Genomic DNA, 17,042 nt, shown 5'->3' with positions numbered 1-17,042 from the left:
TTTCAAGGAAAAATATAATGACAACTCAATTAAAAAACGAAAAGCTTTCACCATGGCCTTGGCAAGTCAGCCAGCAGCACGTCAGTTTTGACCCGGCTGGAATGAACAAAAAGCTCAAAGACTTATCGCAAGCCTGTTATGTGGTTAATGATAACCAACAAGGCCTTGGCGTCGCACAACAAGCACAAGTGGTAACCGATGCAATTACTGCGGCCAATGAACTACCTGTCAGCGCCTTTGCTCCCGCCCTTGGCACCCAAAGTTTAGGCGACAGCAACTTTCGCCGCGTACATGGGGTTAAATACGCCTACTACGCTGGTGCAATGGCCAACGGTATTGCGTCTGAAGAACTGGTTATCGCATTAGGCCAGGCCGGTATTTTATGTTCATTTGGCGCAGCGGGACTCATTCCGTCACGCGTTGAGCAAGCCATTAAGCGCATTCAAACCGCCCTGCCAAATGGGCCATACGCCTTTAACTTAATCCATAGTCCAAGTGAGCCAGCACTTGAGCGCGGTAGCGTAGAGCTATTTTTAAAACACAAAGTGCGCACCGTTGAAGCCTCAGCCTTTTTAGGTTTAACGCCACAAATTGTCTATTACCGCGCAGCAGGGTTAAGCCGTGATGCACATGGTGATATTCACATAGACAACAAAGTCATCGCTAAAATTAGCCGCACCGAAGTGGCGATTAAATTTATGCAACCGGCACCGGTAAAAATGCTGCAACAACTGCTAGATGATGGCTTGATCAGCGCCGAACAAATGGAATTAGCCCAATTAGTGCCGATGGCTGATGATATTACCGCCGAAGCCGATTCTGGTGGTCACACAGACAACCGTCCATTAGTGACCTTGTTGCCAACGATTTTGGCGCTAAAAGATGAAGTCCAGGCACAATACAACTACAAAACCCCTATTCGCGTTGGCGCGGGCGGTGGCGTGGGTACGCCCGATGCCGCTCTTGCGACCTTCAATATGGGCGCAGCGTTTATTGTCACCGGTTCTATTAACCAGGCTTGCGTAGAAGCTGGCGCCAGTGAACATACCCGTAAATTATTAGCGACGACTGAAATGGCCGATGTCACCATGGCGCCAGCAGCTGATATGTTCGAGATGGGCGTTAAGTTGCAAGTGGTTAAGCGCGGCACCCTTTTCCCGATGCGCGCTAACAAGTTATACGAAATCTATACTCGTTATGACTCCATAGAAGCCATTCCGGCTGATGAGCGTGAAAAGCTAGAAAAACAAGTGTTTCGTTCAAGTCTAGATAACATTTGGGCCGGCACAGTGACGCATTTTAATGAGCGCGACCCTAAACAAATCGAGCGAGCTAAAGATAACCCTAAACGTAAAATGGCGTTAATTTTCCGCTGGTACCTTGGCTTATCAAGCCGTTGGTCAAATACTGGTGAAACGGGCCGTGAAATGGATTATCAAATCTGGGCCGGCCCAGCACTTGGTGCATTTAACGCTTGGGCAAAAGGCAGTTATTTAGATGACTACACCCAGCGTCATGCAGTAGACTTAGCCAAACACTTAATGCACGGCGCCGCTTACTTAGCACGAGTGAATCTATTAACGGCTCAGGGTGTTAGCCTACCCGTTGCATTACAGCGCTGGCGCCCAACAGACCAAGTGAAATAGCCTGCATAGGAACAATGATGAGCGACACACAAAAACTTGATTTTTCAGCGGTAAACGGCCCAACTTTGGCGTCATTTAACCAGCAGAAAAACCTGATTAAACGCATGCTAAAAGGCAACAGCGCGACTTGTGCCGAATGCAATAAACCACTGACATTGCAATTGCCACCTAACAGCAAAAATGCCAAGCCAAATACTAAAGCGCCTGGCATTTATTGCGCTAAAGGCTGTACTGATATTGAGCTCGATATGGAAGCCGTTGCATTAATGAAATAACCCAAACTGATTTGGATTATGAATAAAAAAGACCCTCTTAGCTAAGAGGGTCTTTTGCTTTTAACACACAGTAACTCAAACTGCTTGCCATTGTTTAACTAACATGGCTGGGCCACAAAGCTGAGTCATTGATTTATCGCCAGACAGTGCCGTTTCAAATATCTCAAAAGGTACATTTGGCCACAGGCTGATTTCAAACGAAGTATTAGCAGAAACAGCGCCAACCCCTTTTGGGGTACCGGTCATCACAATATCACCGTCATTTAAACTCATAAACTCAGTGATGGCGGCAAACATGGCGTTGGGTTGATAGGTCATTAATTGCTGATGCCCTAGTTGAGTCATTACGTTATCAATGGTTAATTGAAAACACCAATCTTGTTGCGCCGACGTCATTGGAATAAACTCGCTAAACAATGCTGAGCCATCAAACGCTTTACTGCGCTCCCACGGTAAACCCTGCTTTTTGAGTTTGCCTTGCAACTCACGCTTGGTCATATCAAGCCCAATGCCTACCGCGCTAAATCGACCATCCTTAACCATAAAACACAGCTCGGCTTCATAATGCAGCGTTTCACCCATCTCACTGCACAAAGTGCCAGTAATAGCAGAACTCGGCTTTAAAAACACCACCATTTCATCAGGAATGTCATTGCCCAGTTCATGAATATGATCTACATAATTACGACCAATACAGACAATTTTTGATGGTGAAATTGCTATATCGTCAGCTTGTTGCTTTAGTAAAACGCTGTGTGATCTCACATTAACCTCGTATTAATCTACTATATATTTAGCATTTATCTTTATTGAACCACCGTTTATCACATAACTTGGTAAGCACAACACTGAAACAAAATGACATTTAAACTCAAGAATACTGAAACAGAACAATAATTCCACAGCACGATTGCATTACCCCGCAACTAGATTTACATTTAATTAACAAAAGAGAATAAATCTGTCCTTAACAATGACTGTCATCACTGTACAAAAATAATAAGAGACACTTAATGACGATGTTAACATTAACAATTAAACAAAAAGTAGCACTGGGGTTTGCTTCTATTGGCATATTATTACTTGCTGGTAGTAGTTTTTTTTACCGTTCGCTTAGCCAAATTCAAACAGCGAACAACAATATTGAAGTGTTAGCCGTACCCGTTCAAAACCAATCTAATGCCTTACAAATTACCCTGCTCAAAATGGCCAAAACAGAAAGTTTGGCCTATTCGCAGATTGGCAACGACAATATTACGATTAGTTTTAAGCAATTTAATACTTTACAGCAAGATTTTTCGAGTGCGTTAGCGGATTTATCTGCCAAAGTGGCCAATCATCCTCAAATGAATCAAGCACTCAACCAGGCTAAAAACGTCTACTTACAATATGCCGAAGCGTCGCAAACCATGTTTAGTGCCAAGCTGGCAATCGAACAAAGTAAAAATGATTTCAGTACACTCAAAAATCAATTTGATAATCTTAACATTGATGCCAGTAACAACATGATCGATCTAGAAATTGTAGAAGCACCCGCCTCAGAAGCACAATTATTAGAAGCCGTTATTGGCTCAGGTGTTCGCATTGATGACATGTTATTTACCCTGAGCAACACCGTCACCGAACTGGGTCGCTTAACCACGGCAGATGCCGTTGAAGTCCATAAGCAGGATGTGGCGATGTTACTTGGCAATATCACGACTAATAATAATTACCTCAAACAACAAGCCGCCGCGCTCCCTGTAACACAATTGTTAGCCGACTTTGATGCCAATTTAGAGAAGATCTTGGTGTTAGTTGATAACCCAGGTGACTTGTATAACGCACAAATGAAAGTGGTAAAGCAATTTCAGCAAGCGGAATCCAGTTATACACAATCGAATCAACTATTTGAATCCACAAACCAACAATTAGATAAGCTGGTGCAATTAGCCAACCAAGGCTTTAACGATATGCAAATGCTCGCTATCGATGAGGTGACTACCGCTAAAACATTAGCCATATTAATGGCCGTTGTATTTGTGTTGATGGCAGGCTTTATTTATTACTTCACTTCTAACGCCATGTTAGGGCCCCTAAAGGCCAGTAATCGTGCATTGTCACGCATTGCCAGTGGCGATTTATCGCGGCGTTTAACAAAGCGCAATGACGATGAGTTTGGGGAACTCATGGATAACATCAATAAATTAACAGATGATCTTACTGAGTTATTACAAGACATTAACCGCGACGCCCACTTACTGGATGACGCGGCAATTCGATCGCAAGATCAAAGTCAAAAAATATCGACATCAGCATTAGGGCAAATTAGTCATATTGAGCAAGCGAAACAACTGGCAGAACAGATACATCACAGCTCAATGACCGTAAACGAGCAAGCGTTAGAGTCTGAACAACACGTGAAATTAGCCTCAGCCCAAGGCGAGCAAGTTAAAACCATCGCCAATGATAACCGTATTCGGATTGATGCTTTATCAAAAGGGTTGGGTGACTCGGTGATTATTATGACTAAGCTCAGTCAGCACAGCGACAATATTGGCGGCATTTTGACCACCATCAGCGCGATTGCAGATCAAACCAACTTACTTGCATTAAATGCAGCTATTGAAGCGGCTAGAGCGGGCGAACACGGCCGAGGCTTTGCTGTTGTGGCAGATGAGGTTCGTTCCCTTGCCTCGCGTACTCAATTATCGACTGCTGAAATTCAAAACATGATTAGTGCGCTGCAACAAGAAACCACTAACGCGGTCAATGCGATATCTCAGGGCCAAAATCAAGCCAATGAATGTGTAGAACAAAGTGTGTCTTTACACGATGCTATCGAACAAATAGAAGCTGCATTAGGGATCATTAATGGCATGAGTCAAAGTATTACTCAAGCCGCAGAGCAGCAAGTGAGTTACAGCCAACAAATAGAACAAACCATGACAGAAACCTCAGAAGCAGCTACACAAAATGCTGACGAGTCGACCACAATGGCGCAACGTAGTGAGCAGCTAAATCAACTGGCTCATTCATTAACCGCTTCAGTAGAACGGTTTAAGCTTTAATGTCTAAGGTGCAAGAGAGTTAGATGTTAAATGTTAAATGTTAAACGGTAGGCGGTAGGCGGTAGGCGGTAGGCATTAATAAACACGACAAGCACTCACAAAAAGTATAAATCCCCACAAACAGTTCGCTAAAATTACCACCATAAAAAGGCCCGACAGATTAATGCCGGGCCTTTTTTAATGACCAATAGCTCAAATCTTATTTTTTACCTAAGGTCCCGACTGCAAAACGGCGAATAATTGAACGCACCATTAATACAGACTTCCCTAGCTCGTTGCTATTAAGCAGTGACTTTTGCGAGGACTCTTTGGTAATTTCGGCAGAATCAGCAATATCAATAATTTGCTGATTAATGTGTTCCGCCACGGCACTTTGTTGCTCAACCGCGGCTGACATGTCTAACGTTAATTGTGTAATCTGCTGAACAGATTGATTAATCGAAGCTAAAGCATTGCGGGTTTTATCAACAATACCCACACCATTCATTGCAGCTTGCTCGCCTTTAACCGACACTTGTACCGCATTTTCTGCACGTTTGGTTAGCACATTCACTATCCCGTGAATTTTGTCAGTTGACTCACGTGTTTTAACCGCTAAAGAGCGCACTTCATCGGCGACAACACTAAACCCGCGCCCTTGATCGCCTGCTCTCGCCGCTTCAATAGCGGCATTTAATGCCAGTAAGTTGGTTTGGTCGGCAATACTGGAAATCAAGCTCGCAGCTTGGCCAATCTCAACTGTCGACGCTGATAATTCGCGTACCGTAGTGGCAATATCAGCAACTGAAATATTGAGTTCATCAATGGAATGTTTTGCTTGATCAGCAAGCATTGCGCCTTCATTGACGTTGTCTAAAGCATTTTTAGCGCTGTCGGCATTGCGTTCCACATTGGCAGACACCTCTTGAATCGCTGTCGACATTTGCGTAATAGCCGACGCAATTTGTTGCGTCGCAAGGCTTTGATGCGCAACCGCTTTTGCAGACGATTCGGCCTCAACTTGAGTGTGTTCAACAATACCATCTAATGACTTCGCGGCATCTTCAATGCGTGTCATTGCTGTACGACAACGAGCAATTTCACATCCTAGTGCTAATTTTGCCTGTGCTTTAGCACCAAAATCGGCAAAATATGTTTCAGCAACGGTTAAGTCAGTAAATGAATTAGGGTTAAGCTTAACCACTTCAAACCAATCTTGTTGTTGTTTATATCCGCTCCACGCTGTCGAAATAATCAATGTCAACAAACCAACACCACCGGCTCCACTCCCCCAAAGCTCAAATAATACAAAACTAAGAACAAGCATGGGTAACCAAGTAGGTAACAGCTTAATAGCATGGTGTTTTAGCTTCGCACTAAGAGGTTTAGGTGGTTTATTATTTCTAATCCGAGCATAAGCCGTTTCTGCACGGGCGATTTCACTGGGTAATGCGACGATACGCACAGACTCAAACCCGACCACTTTGTTGTGTTCAAAAATAGGCGTGACAAAGGCACTCACCCAATAGTGGTCACCATTTTTACGTCTGTTTTTGACTAATCCCATCCACACTTTGCCCGCAGCAATGCATCCCCACATGGCTTTAAAAATATCACTAGGCATGTCAGGATGGCGCACAAGGTTATGCGGTTTACCAATCAACTCGCTTTTATCAAAACCACTGACCTCAACAAACGCATCGTTGCAATAGGTAATATGACCACGTAAATCCGTACCAGAAATGAGGCGTAAATCATCATCAAAATGATATTGCTTTTGGGTCACGGGTTGATTATTGCGCATAGGCACGGACTTCCTAGTCTGAGAGTAATGAAGATTTAATCGTTTGCACATTTTTAACACCACTCACTAAAGCGGCAATCTAGCTGTTCAAAGATTATAAGACGAAGCTTAATTAATGATGAATAATATAGCGTTAAACGGTTAAAATACATAACCTTATTTTTTATAAGTTCAATTATGGTATCTACTTGAAATTTATCAAATAAATAACAATTAAAGCCTCAATTTACCGAACGAAAAGCGTTAATATTATTTGGCAATTATTACATATGATTCAAACATCACCTGGGGATAAACTACAGAATAAAAAAATGGCGTGGAATTCGATTCCACGCCATTTTTCACTCTAATCAAGCTGTTAATTCGTCAAGCTATTCACTCGTCAAGCTATGCGTATTCCTGCATAAAATCATCAAGATTGTCATTGATAATTTCAATTTCATCGCCACTAAATTGGGCTATATGAAACAGGGCTTCACCTTCATTGGTTACCGGAATATTACTGTTTCCAATAATAATGCCGTCAGACGGTGCCAATAACGGCCATGGTTCGCCACCTAAAGGGTTAACGATATTAGCCAAGACTTGACCTTTTGATACCCGCTCACCCAGCTTTAGCTTGATGTTAACAAGTCCGTCGGCTTCACTGCGGACCCAATAACTGCGGCTGGCATTCACACTGGTTGTGGCTTTAATTTTACCTTTAAGCATACCAATACAACGCATCACATTAATCACGCCATTAAGGCCTGACTTAATCGACATGTCACTAAAGCGTAATGCCTCACCGGCTTCGTATAAAATACACGGAATATCAAGGCTGTTAGCGTAACCACGCATAGAGCCTTCGCGCGCTTTAGAAGACATCACCACTGGTGCACCAAAGGCATTGGCCATCGCGAGCATGGTTTCATCGTCAGTATCACAACGAATTTGCGGCAAGTTCTCACGATGAATCGCACCGGTGTGCAAATCAACAATATGAGTTGCGCGCTTAACTAACATGCTGCTAAACAAATGCGCTAGGCGACTGGCAAGCGCACCTTTAGCGGTTCCTGGAAAGCAGCGATTTAAGTCGCGGCGATCAGGCAGGTAACGCGATTGCTGAATAAAGCCAAATACGTTAACAATCGGGACCACTAATAATGTGCCGGTTAAGGTTTTAGCATTCACACGACCGAGCAAGCGTCGACATATCTCAATGCCATTTAACTCATCGCCATGGATAGCTGCACACACTAATAAAGTAGGGCCAGGTTTAGTACCGTGAAACACTTCTACATGCAAATCCATTGGCGTATCGTTATACAGTTTTGCTGCGGGCAGTTTTACACTAAGCTGTGTACCTGCCGCGACGCTAACATCACCAATAACAAACGGTTCGTGCTTTTTTGCCATTAACCGACTCCTTTAGTCTTCGAGCTAGTAGGCTTAACATTCTTTTCAATAAATTGAATAATTTTTTCTGCCACATCAATGCCAGTGGCTTTTTCGATGCCTTCAAGACCTGGCGACGAGTTTACTTCCATCACGAGTGGACCGTGCTTAGAACGTAAAATATCTACGCCGGCAACGTTTAGGCCCATTGTTTTAGCCGCACGAAGTGCAGTTGAGCGCTCTTCTGGGGTTAATTTAACAATGCTCGCAGAACCACCACGGTGTAAATTAGAACGGAACTCACCCGGTAATGCTTGGCGCTTCATTGCAGCAATGACTTTATCGCCAATCACAAAACAACGAATGTCGGCACCGCCAGCTTCAGCAATATACTCTTGCACCATGATGTTGGCTTTTAAGCCCATAAAGGCTTCAATAACCGATTCAGCGGCTTTACGCGTTTCGGCTAATACCACGCCAATACCTTGAGTACCTTCAAGTAATTTAATCACACACGGTGCGCCGCCTACCATATCAAGCAAGTCAGGAACATCGGCTGGTTGGTTAGCAAAACCGGTTACCGGTAAACCAATATTTTTACGTGACAAAAGCTGCAGTGAACGCAGTTTGTCGCGAGAACGTGTAATGGCAACAGACTCGTTTAAAGGGTGTGTACCCAACATTTCGAATTGACGCAGAACAGCTGTGCCATAAAAAGTCACCGAAGCACCAATGCGCGGAATAACCGCATCAAATTTCGGCAATTCTTCGCCGCGAACATGGATACTTGGTGCATTCATGTTGATGTTCATATAACACTTTAATGGGTCGACAATTTTAATTGTATGACCACGAGCTTCGGCGGCTTCTTTAAGACGACTTGTCGAGTAAAGATTACGGTTTCTCGACATAATGGCGATTTGCATTTTGCTATTCTCCTGCTAAAAACGACTCTGCTGAATTAACCAAAAAACGCCCTTCTAATGCGCGTCTACCGAGTAACATTCTAAATTTCATGTTATCTCTGTTTGTTAAGGTCAGTTCGATGTCAAATTGTTGGTCACCGATAATAATCGGCGTATTTATCACGTAGCGCTTCGTCACATGTCCGCCAGAGTCACTTACCGCTCGACGATCAAATACAGGGAATTCGCACACTACTTCACGATCTGAGTCTTGATCTGGATGAAGCCAAACTCGGACCCACTTTTGTTTTTCTTTTTGAAACGGTTTAATTTTAAACGCATGTAAACAGGACGTTTTTGCGCCAGTATCCACTTTGATTTTGACTCTTTCGTTGCCAATCTCAGGAAAAGTGCCCCACTCTCGCCAACCCACAATACCGAGGGAGTGTTCAGTCATGGTCAATCCTTTCTTGTAGAGGAATTTTCATTCCAGAGTGTAATCTATCAATAAAATCTATGTATGATTATGTACTGTAATATCGTCAATCTGTGACTTTGTTGCCATCAATGTGACATCGTTCAATATATTCTCACCCACTAATTGACTCACGACTGACTAATTTTTAACGTCAGCAAGTCGTACTCATTACATTAACATGTTAATCCAGAGGATGGATGAGTCATTATGAATGAATACGAATTAGGAAAGAGTGAACAAGATGCTGCACGACAAATAAAAACAACAAGACTGGGATAAAACAACCTTTGGCTCAATTTTAACACTAACGCTTTATTTATATCAAACTAACATTAACGCTTAGAAGAAAATAAAACATCAACTCAGTTAGTTACAACGTTAACACTTGACAATAAAATGACCAAAAACACACGTCAACTTGAGATAAACACCTTAAATTCGCTAAGTAAAAATAAAAAAGGTCAAATATCACTCATCTTTTGCATGATTTAATTATAACTTCGACATTTAATCTTGGTTTCACTCGTCTACCACATTGATTATGATGGTTGAGTTTCTATTAAGTAAACCCGTTTAAAAGGTATTGCTATGTTTAGCCTACAAAGTTTTGATTTTTTACATAAGCTGGCCAACAACAACGACAGAGAGTGGTTTAAAGCGAATCAACCTGATTATGAAGATCGCGTGCGTACACCCGCATTGCAATTTATTGAAGCGATGCAGGGCACGGTTCTAGGGTTGTCGCCTCGTTTTACTGCCGTTCCTAAAAAAGTCGGTGGCAGCTTAATGCGCCCGCAACGCGACAGCCGTTTTAGCAAAGATAAAACACCATATAAAACCAATGTAGGTATTCAGTTTCGCCACTTTCAAGCAAAAGATGTGCATGCCCCAGGGTTTTATGTGCATGTAGCTAACGACGAATGCTTTATTGCTGCAGGTATTTGGCATCCCGAAGCTAAAGCATTAAATGCCATTAGACAGTGCATAGATGAAAATCCAAACGGTTACAAAAAAGCCTTAGCCGTATTGAGCAAAGCTGGTTTTGAACTCACTGGCGACAGCCTAATTAGACCGCCACGAGGGTTTGATAGCCAGCATCCGTTAATAGACGAGCTAAAACGTAAAGATTTTATCGCCATTAAACCCGTTTCGATTGAACAAGTGTGCAGTGACGACTTTGTCGAGTTTTGTACAAAAGAATTTGAGCAGACACGTTCGCTAATGGCTTATCTTTGCTTTGCATTATCTTTAGACTTTTAACGTTTAATGCTCTAAACACAAACTCAATATCAAGCCAGTGAAGGCTTAACTAACTCCACTGGCTTATAATGATTTCGTTTCAAGACATGGTAAACTACCGCCATATTGCATTAAGTTGCACCAACATCGTTGTTATATCGTCATATCAGGTCATTACATGAGTCAAACACGTTCTGCTCAACCCGCCCTTTCTGTGTTCAATGATACCCTCAACATTGAAGCCACTACGCCAGCGCAAAAGCGTGCGCTCAGTTATGCAGCAACAATCGAAATGTTGTTTAATCAAGTGATGAGCAGCAAAATGCCTGCTGATAGGATTATTGGCCAATATTTTCGTGAAAATAAAAAACACGGTTCAAAAGACAGACGAGTGATCCGCGAAAGTCTATTTGGTTTATTTCGTTGGTGGGGTTGGCTGAGCCAGTTACAAGCATCACAACAGCATGTGATTTGGTTTAGGCAATTAAGTGCCTGTGCAGCACTTGAACAACATACATGGCACGATGTCACCCAAGCTTGGGACGATATTGCAGCATGGCACGATGCGACCAAAGCAGAGAAGGAAGCTCCTGGAGATCAAGTTAACAAAACTCAACGCACCGAGAGTGTCAATGATAAGTTAGCGCTATTTATTGACTTATCAGGTATGACACAGTGCCAAACCAGTGACTTATTACCCCAATGGTTTTGGCAAACCTGCCCTGTAACAGCAACAGAAAAAACAGCCGTTGTTGAAGCCATGAGCAGCCGCCCACCCATTTGGGCCCGAGTACAAAATATGACGACTAAACAAGCTTTAGCGCAGTTGTCTAAAGCGGGTATTGAAGCTACAGCAAGTGAGTTTTTTACTGACGCCATGAGCCTGGGTCATAAAAGTATTAACCTCAATGAAGTCGACACGTATAAACTCGGGCATCTTGAGATTCAAGATCTTGCGTCGCAAGTGATTGGCCAGATCTGTCAGCCCCAAGCGAATGAACAATGGTGGGATGCCTGCAGTGGCGCTGGCGGTAAAACCTTGCAATTACGTTCGTTGATGCTGCAACAAGACCCAAATAGTCGCGGCAGTATTATTGCCTCAGATATCCGTAACAAACCATTAGAAGAACTGAACAAACGGGCTAAGCGTGCTGGTTTTAAGCATATCTCGGTTTCAGCTTGGAAGTCAGATGCCCTTCCCGTTAACCCCAATGCATTTGATGGCGTGTTAGTCGATGCACCTTGCAGCTGTACGGGCACGTGGCGCCGAAATCCTGATATGCGCTGGTTAGACGATGTCAGTGCAGTCAGCGATAAACCCGCGCTTCAATTGGATATTTTAACTCGAAGTGCTGCAGCTGTTAAATCGGGTGGGCAGTTAGTGTATGCCACATGTTCACTGTCGCCGAGTGAGAACGAGCATGTCGTGGAGGCTTTTTTGGCGCAAACCAATGAATTTGAGCTTATTCCAATTACACACCCGTTTACTGGTGAGTTATGCAACATGCTCACCATATGGCCGCAACTGGCAGACAGTGACGGTATGTTCGTCGCTAAAATGCGTCGAAAATAAGCGCGACTTCAAGCCTATTCTTATGCTTTCAATGACAATTAATTAGTCATTAGTTAGTCTAATCATTAATCAGTCTAATAATTAGTAACAAAACGCCATCAAGTTGATGGCGTTGTTGTTTTTATCTATATACCATTCCGTCTTAATAAGTGATGACTCAGAATGCGGATTGGTATTACTTTCGATGCAATCTTAAAATCAGCTCGGCTTCGGCTTTGGGTAGTTCACATTCTTGAATTAACTCTTCAATACCCGCCCCTAGCGCAACCATTTTAACCGCACGAGAATACAACTTAGCTTGTGGGTCTTGCTGGCTGGATTCTTCAATCATATCGGACTGTTGAACAAGCTTTTTTTCTAGTTCAACCACTCGACGGCCAACACCAATCGTGCCGCTGCGCAATTCTTGTAATTCGCGTTTTACAGCTTCGCGTTGGCGATCACTTTCTTTAACTAGCACGGTTAATGCGTCAACTTTAGTCTTTAACTTGCGTGATTGTTTTTGTAAGTAAAGCACCAAACCAAGGCAAATAATCACGGAAACTAGCGCAGCAATTAAAAATTCATCACCCATCAACATACCTACATTGCCATTACATAAAAGCAAAATAAAAAGCCAACAAACAATGGTTGGCTTTAGGATTACAAATTAAAAATTAAAGCTGTGTTAATTCGTCCCACTCGTCGTCTGACAATAACTTATCTAGGTCGACTAAAATCAATAATTCATTATCACGATTACTCACGCCTTGAATAAACTTAGCACTTTCTTCAGTTCCCACATTTGGCGCGTTATCGATTTCTGAGCGACGTAAATAAACCACTTCTGCAACACTGTCTACCAAAATACCAATAACTTGTTTTTCGGCTTCGATAATCACAATACGGGTAGAATCATCAAGCTCAGCTGACTGCAAACCAAAACGTGAGCGCGTATCAATGACGGTCACGACGTTGCCACGAAGGTTAATAATGCCTAGTACATAATCAGGCGCGCCCGGCACAGGGGCTATCTCGGTATAACGCAACACTTCTTGAACTTGCATTACATTGATGCCGTAGGTTTCATGGTCTAACTTAAATGTTACCCATTGTAATACTGCATCGTCTTTACCCGCAGCAACCGCTGCTACACTTCTAGAATCGCTCATAGTTAACCTCGGTCAATCGAATCCTGACAACCTAAACCTGCATCAAGCATTTCAATCAATGCTTGTACATGCAAAATGCCACACATTTGTTGTTTTACTACCCCAGCAAGCCAAGGACGCTTACCCGGTTTTTCACGCCAATTGACGTGTGATTTGTCTATCTTCACGGCATTAACCAATGACTCACAGGTTAAGCCCCAAGAACTGTTTTCTAACATAACAAGATACTGATAGTTCACTGTTTCTGCCAGTGCCGGTGTATATTTTTCTGGCATGACCCAGGCACAGGTATCAACCACATTAATTTTACTGTCGCGGTGAGTTTGCACTCCTTTAAACCATGACGGCCTACCAATGAGATGGTTAATTTTCTCTATCTTTATAATGCCACCTAAACTCACTAATGGCACGGCTAAGGTTAAGCCTGCAACATTAAAGAATAATACCTGAAATTCATCATCTAATACGTCTTGTAAATTTTGAGTAATACTCGGTGGTGTCGCCCCAGTTTGCGTTTGCAACGCTTGTTGTTGCGCGGCTTTGTCTTCAGCGAGCTTGTCATGTTTAATAATAGCGTCTTTTAATTCAGCTAGCGCACTATTATCAGTTTTTATATCGACTAACGGTTTGATTTCTTTATTCGTTAATGACGTTTTTTGTATATTTATACTTTTTAGCGCGGATTGCTCAACAGGTGTCGTCTCTGTTTGGCTGATAGCTTGACGCACTCTTTCTGCACTGGCCTTAATTTGCAGCTGTATATCAGTGCCTTTGTCGACATGCGATACCGCAGACAGTAGCTTTTCCAGTGCTAATTTATCGACTTGAGTTGCGGGTTCAGCAAAACGTCGAGCACTCGCAGCTTTTATTTGTGACGCAAATGAAGACTCAGGTTTACTGGTCACATCTGCACTCTCTTGTGCTGACTTAGCATTGTCTATCGATTTAGGATGAACCGCGATAGGTGCAGCGACTGGCTTGGTTTCAGATGTTATTGCAGGTTGGGCTTCTGCCGGTTCCTGTAATAAAATACTGAAATAATCAAAAACAGTTTCATCAACCGATTTTGACATGAGTAAACTCCCGAGCGTATAAAAAATCAAGCAGACGATTGTATGCTTTAACCCCACGACTCGTCGCAGAATAATGTGATGCGGGTAAATGCGCTAGGCTGGCATCTCTAAATTTGGTATCTACTGGGATCACGTCATTAGGCCACAATGTTTGTCCATATTTGTCTTGTAAAAACTGTAACGCTATTGGTGATGCTTTGGTGCGTTTATCGTACATTGTCGGTAACACTGTGTAGCTATAACGGGTCTTTTTAGAACGGCCCATAATTTCCATGGTTTTCACCATTCTCTCTAAACCTTTTATCGCTAAAAACTCAGTCTGCACCGGAATAATAATATGATTACTCGCCGCTAACGCATTGACCATTAATACCCCAAGCACTGGCGGACAATCAATAATGGCCACATCGTATTTGTCTTCAACTAATGATAATAAATTACGTAATACTAGCCCCATACCTTCTTGATGACCTAAAGAACGGTCAAGTGTGGCAAGTGCCATATTGGCGGGAATAATATCTAAACCTTCTATTTGAGTGGGTATCACATTTTGCATAATCAATTCTTGAGTCAAAGCTTGATGATTTAAAAACACATCATAAAGCGACCCTGGTACTTCATCGGAATCAATACCCAAGTAATAGCCCAATGAAGCATGAGGATCGGTATCAATCATCAACACACGTTGACCACGTTTAGCTAACGCTCCAGCTAAACTGGCAACCGTGGTGGTTTTACCGACACCACCTTTTTGATTTGCTACTGTCCATACTTTCAAAAAAAGCCTCTCAACTTATCATTATGCGATGGAATGCTCATTGCTGTTTTTGTTGTTTATCTTCTCGAGTGGTAACTCGAATACCGCCATTAGGCAAGCGAATCACTTTAACGCCTTGAGCATTTTCAGACACTATAACTTCATGCGTTGGTAATGTCTGTGAGCTGTCAGTCGATGGTGATAATTTGTCATTGTTAGGCGCCTCTGCTCCTGGCCCAACTAGCACACTTTTCGTGTCATTTTTGCCCGACTGACTAATCATGGCTTGGGTTTGCTCTGGATGCATTAACAACCAATTGGAAATATTTTCAGCTTGGTCTTCCGGTACCATCAATAACACTTGCGAAGATTTTAGTTGTTCAACCTCTTTTGTAAGTAAGGTCATTTTACGCCGTGAATCAAGATATAAACTGCCTAACACAAGGATGGCAACAAAGCACAAAAATAAGCCTAATCGAAGCTTAGTGATTAATGATGTTGCTGAATTAGCCACGACTGGTCTCTTTTAAAATCGCATCGGCCATATTATCAAGCGCAATAGAATGTACCGATATTCCAGCAGAAGCAACGGCTTGTGGCATTCCATATACGACACAACTGGCTTCATCTTGAGCCCAAATAGTCGCTCCAGCTGACTTAAGCATTCTGGCGCCTTCGCGGCCATCGGCTCCCATCCCAGTTAATACCACAGCCAAGACATCACCACCATAAGCTTTAGATGCTGACGCAAAAGTAATATCTACCGATGGTTTATAATTCATGTCTGCGTTACCAGCTAACACTTTTAAGCGTGCGGTCATCCCGGCGCGCTCTAACATTAGCTGCATACCACCAGGTGCAAGATACGCACAACCAGCACGCATGACGTCGCCATTTTGTGCTTCTTTCACTTCTATTTTGCATAACGAGTTTAAACGAGCAGCAAATGCGGGCGTAAACGCGGCCGGCATATGTTGAATGAGTACAATAGGGTGCGGGTAATTAGCTGGAAATGCCGTCAGCACTTTTTGTAGTGCAACAGGCCCACCTGTTGAGGTACCGATTAATAAGACTTTGTATTGTTTACCACTGGCTCGAATAGTAGACACTGATGGAGCAATCTGTGCTGATTGACGCTCAGTCACTGGCGAAGTTAATCCGCTGCGCGAGGGTAATGAAGCATTCCCAACAGCTGCAGTGCTTTGATTAATTCTTGAGCTTAATGGTCGGCGAGATGCACTTAAACTGTTGTCTGATAAGCTCGATGAACGACGAGAGTCTATTGTATTGCTAGATAATGCACTCGGAGTTGATAACGCGCTCGGTCGATACATTCGTCTGCGACCCAACGCTTTGATGCGCTGTTGTAGCAAACTAATTGCATCATCTTTATTGGTCGCGATGTCTTCAAAACGTTTCGGGAGAAAGTCGAGCGCGCCAGCTTCTAGCGCATCAAGTGTCGCTTTAGCTCCGTCATGTGTTAACGAAGAAAACATTAAAATAGGTGTAGGATTGTTAGCCATGATCTCACGGACAGCACTAATACCGTCCATAACCGGCATCTCGATATCCATCGTGATCACTTGAGGGTTTAACTTTGCAGCCATCTCAACCGCTTCTTTGCCATTAACAGCAACAGCAACGACTTCGAGATCAGGATCTTGATTAACAATTTCACTGACTCGACGTCGAAAAAAGCTAGAATCATCTACAACTAATACTTTTATGGCCATTT

16 protein-coding genes are annotated in these 17,042 nt (G+C 43.0%); 5 read left to right on the top strand and 11 right to left on the bottom strand.

From position 1 onward, the window contains the following. The first annotated feature begins 17 nt into the window (after positions 1-17). Both pfaD and ACROAE_RS16120 read left to right on the top strand, forming a co-directional pair. The gene (gene pfaD, locus ACROAE_RS16125; RefSeq protein WP_432403573.1) at positions 18-1,646 is read left to right on the top strand and encodes an eicosapentaenoate synthase subunit PfaD; all 1,629 of its coding nucleotides are present in this window, start codon (positions 18-20) and stop codon (positions 1,644-1,646) included. Between the two features lie 17 nt (positions 1,647-1,663). Beyond that, positions 1,664-1,921, top strand: coding sequence for a hypothetical protein (locus ACROAE_RS16120; protein WP_432403571.1), 258 nt, complete (start codon positions 1,664-1,666; stop codon positions 1,919-1,921). A 75-nt stretch (positions 1,922-1,996) separates the two neighbouring features. On the opposite strand, the gene ACROAE_RS16115 is transcribed toward ACROAE_RS16120, so the two are convergent. After that, on the bottom strand, positions 1,997-2,686 hold the full coding sequence (locus ACROAE_RS16115) for a fumarylacetoacetate hydrolase family protein (RefSeq protein WP_432403569.1): 690 nt from the start codon (positions 2,684-2,686) through the stop codon (positions 1,997-1,999). Between the two features lie 248 nt (positions 2,687-2,934). Here ACROAE_RS16115 and ACROAE_RS16110 point away from each other — a divergent pair, with 248 nt between their 5' ends. Then, positions 2,935-4,971 (top strand): methyl-accepting chemotaxis protein, encoded by a 2,037-nt coding sequence (locus ACROAE_RS16110; protein WP_432403567.1) that lies wholly within the window; start codon positions 2,935-2,937, stop codon positions 4,969-4,971. 199 nt (positions 4,972-5,170) lie between these two features. On the opposite strand, the gene ACROAE_RS16105 is transcribed toward ACROAE_RS16110, so the two are convergent. The 4 genes from ACROAE_RS16105 to ACROAE_RS16090 form a co-directional block, all read right to left on the bottom strand. Further along, positions 5,171-6,754 (bottom strand): methyl-accepting chemotaxis protein, encoded by a 1,584-nt coding sequence (locus ACROAE_RS16105; protein WP_432403564.1) that lies wholly within the window; start codon positions 6,752-6,754, stop codon positions 5,171-5,173. A 387-nt stretch (positions 6,755-7,141) separates the two neighbouring features. Then, the gene (locus ACROAE_RS16100) at positions 7,142-8,152 is read right to left on the bottom strand and encodes a succinylglutamate desuccinylase/aspartoacylase family protein (protein WP_432403561.1); all 1,011 of its coding nucleotides are present in this window, start codon (positions 8,150-8,152) and stop codon (positions 7,142-7,144) included. Next, the gene (gene rimK, locus ACROAE_RS16095; protein ID WP_188958869.1) at positions 8,152-9,057 is read right to left on the bottom strand and encodes a 30S ribosomal protein S6--L-glutamate ligase; all 906 of its coding nucleotides are present in this window, start codon (positions 9,055-9,057) and stop codon (positions 8,152-8,154) included. Before rimK ends, ACROAE_RS16100 begins: the two co-directional genes overlap by 1 nt. 4 nt (positions 9,058-9,061) lie before the next feature. Next, a complete protein-coding gene (locus tag ACROAE_RS16090; RefSeq protein ID WP_432403559.1) occupies positions 9,062-9,493 on the bottom strand; it encodes an ATP-dependent zinc protease family protein in 432 nt (143 codons plus the stop codon). Positions 9,494-10,102: 609 nt separating this feature from the next. Here ACROAE_RS16090 and ACROAE_RS16085 point away from each other — a divergent pair. Both ACROAE_RS16085 and ACROAE_RS16080 read left to right on the top strand, forming a co-directional pair. Then, the gene (locus ACROAE_RS16085; RefSeq protein WP_432403557.1) at positions 10,103-10,774 is read left to right on the top strand and encodes a DUF2461 domain-containing protein; all 672 of its coding nucleotides are present in this window, start codon (positions 10,103-10,105) and stop codon (positions 10,772-10,774) included. 157 nt (positions 10,775-10,931) lie between these two features. Next, entirely contained in the window at positions 10,932-12,326 is a 1,395-nt protein-coding gene (locus tag ACROAE_RS16080; RefSeq protein ID WP_432403555.1) for an RsmB/NOP family class I SAM-dependent RNA methyltransferase, read from the top strand. Between the two features lie 175 nt (positions 12,327-12,501). Here ACROAE_RS16080 and ACROAE_RS16075 read toward each other — a convergent pair whose 3' ends face one another. From ACROAE_RS16075 to ACROAE_RS16050, 6 genes are all read right to left on the bottom strand, one after another. Further along, positions 12,502-12,900, bottom strand: coding sequence for a DUF2802 domain-containing protein (locus ACROAE_RS16075; RefSeq protein ID WP_432403553.1), 399 nt, complete (start codon positions 12,898-12,900; stop codon positions 12,502-12,504). 82 nt (positions 12,901-12,982) lie between these two features. After that, positions 12,983-13,477 (bottom strand): chemotaxis protein CheW, encoded by a 495-nt coding sequence (locus ACROAE_RS16070; protein WP_432403551.1) that lies wholly within the window; start codon positions 13,475-13,477, stop codon positions 12,983-12,985. A 2-nt stretch (positions 13,478-13,479) separates the two neighbouring features. Beyond that, on the bottom strand, positions 13,480-14,550 hold the full coding sequence (locus tag ACROAE_RS16065) for a chemotaxis protein CheW (RefSeq protein ID WP_432403549.1): 1,071 nt from the start codon (positions 14,548-14,550) through the stop codon (positions 13,480-13,482). Further along, positions 14,534-15,328: a ParA family protein gene (locus tag ACROAE_RS16060; RefSeq protein WP_432403547.1), complete on the bottom strand. Its 795-nt coding sequence runs from the start codon at positions 15,326-15,328 to the stop codon at positions 14,534-14,536. The genes ACROAE_RS16065 and ACROAE_RS16060 overlap by 17 nt, the downstream gene beginning before the upstream one ends. A 37-nt stretch (positions 15,329-15,365) precedes the next feature. Then, a complete protein-coding gene (locus ACROAE_RS16055; protein ID WP_432403545.1) occupies positions 15,366-15,821 on the bottom strand; it encodes a membrane anchored protein in chemotaxis locus in 456 nt (151 codons plus the stop codon). Next, entirely contained in the window at positions 15,814-17,040 is a 1,227-nt protein-coding gene (locus tag ACROAE_RS16050; RefSeq protein ID WP_432403543.1) for a protein-glutamate methylesterase/protein-glutamine glutaminase, read from the bottom strand. The genes ACROAE_RS16055 and ACROAE_RS16050 overlap by 8 nt, the downstream gene beginning before the upstream one ends. Between the last annotated feature and the right edge of the window lie 2 nt (positions 17,041-17,042).

This window comes from Shewanella sp. MF05960 (assembly GCF_050849305.1).
Classification (GTDB): domain Bacteria; phylum Pseudomonadota; class Gammaproteobacteria; order Enterobacterales; family Shewanellaceae; genus Shewanella.
This window is presented reverse-complemented; position numbering and strand designations above follow the sequence as displayed.

Excerpts from the sequence above, each read along its gene's own strand:
- pfaD (WP_432403573.1), top strand. The coding sequence starts at position 18 with ATGACAACTCAATTAAAAAACGAAAAGCTTTCACCATGGCCTTGGCAA.
- ACROAE_RS16120 (WP_432403571.1), top strand. The coding sequence starts at position 1,664 with ATGAGCGACACACAAAAACTTGATTTTTCAGCGGTAAACGGCCCAACT.
- ACROAE_RS16110 (WP_432403567.1), top strand. The coding sequence starts at position 2,935 with ATGACGATGTTAACATTAACAATTAAACAAAAAGTAGCACTGGGGTTT.
- ACROAE_RS16105 (WP_432403564.1), bottom strand. The coding sequence starts at position 6,754 with ATGCGCAATAATCAACCCGTGACCCAAAAGCAATATCATTTTGATGAT.
- ACROAE_RS16100 (WP_432403561.1), bottom strand. The coding sequence starts at position 8,152 with ATGGCAAAAAAGCACGAACCGTTTGTTATTGGTGATGTTAGCGTCGCG.
- rimK (WP_188958869.1), bottom strand. The coding sequence starts at position 9,057 with ATGCAAATCGCCATTATGTCGAGAAACCGTAATCTTTACTCGACAAGT.
- ACROAE_RS16090 (WP_432403559.1), bottom strand. The coding sequence starts at position 9,493 with ATGACTGAACACTCCCTCGGTATTGTGGGTTGGCGAGAGTGGGGCACT.
- ACROAE_RS16085 (WP_432403557.1), top strand. The coding sequence starts at position 10,103 with ATGTTTAGCCTACAAAGTTTTGATTTTTTACATAAGCTGGCCAACAAC.
- ACROAE_RS16080 (WP_432403555.1), top strand. The coding sequence starts at position 10,932 with ATGAGTCAAACACGTTCTGCTCAACCCGCCCTTTCTGTGTTCAATGAT.
- ACROAE_RS16075 (WP_432403553.1), bottom strand. The coding sequence starts at position 12,900 with ATGGGTGATGAATTTTTAATTGCTGCGCTAGTTTCCGTGATTATTTGC.
- ACROAE_RS16070 (WP_432403551.1), bottom strand. The coding sequence starts at position 13,477 with ATGAGCGATTCTAGAAGTGTAGCAGCGGTTGCTGCGGGTAAAGACGAT.
- ACROAE_RS16065 (WP_432403549.1), bottom strand. The coding sequence starts at position 14,550 with ATGTCAAAATCGGTTGATGAAACTGTTTTTGATTATTTCAGTATTTTA.
- ACROAE_RS16050 (WP_432403543.1), bottom strand. The coding sequence starts at position 17,040 with ATGGCCATAAAAGTATTAGTTGTAGATGATTCTAGCTTTTTTCGACGT.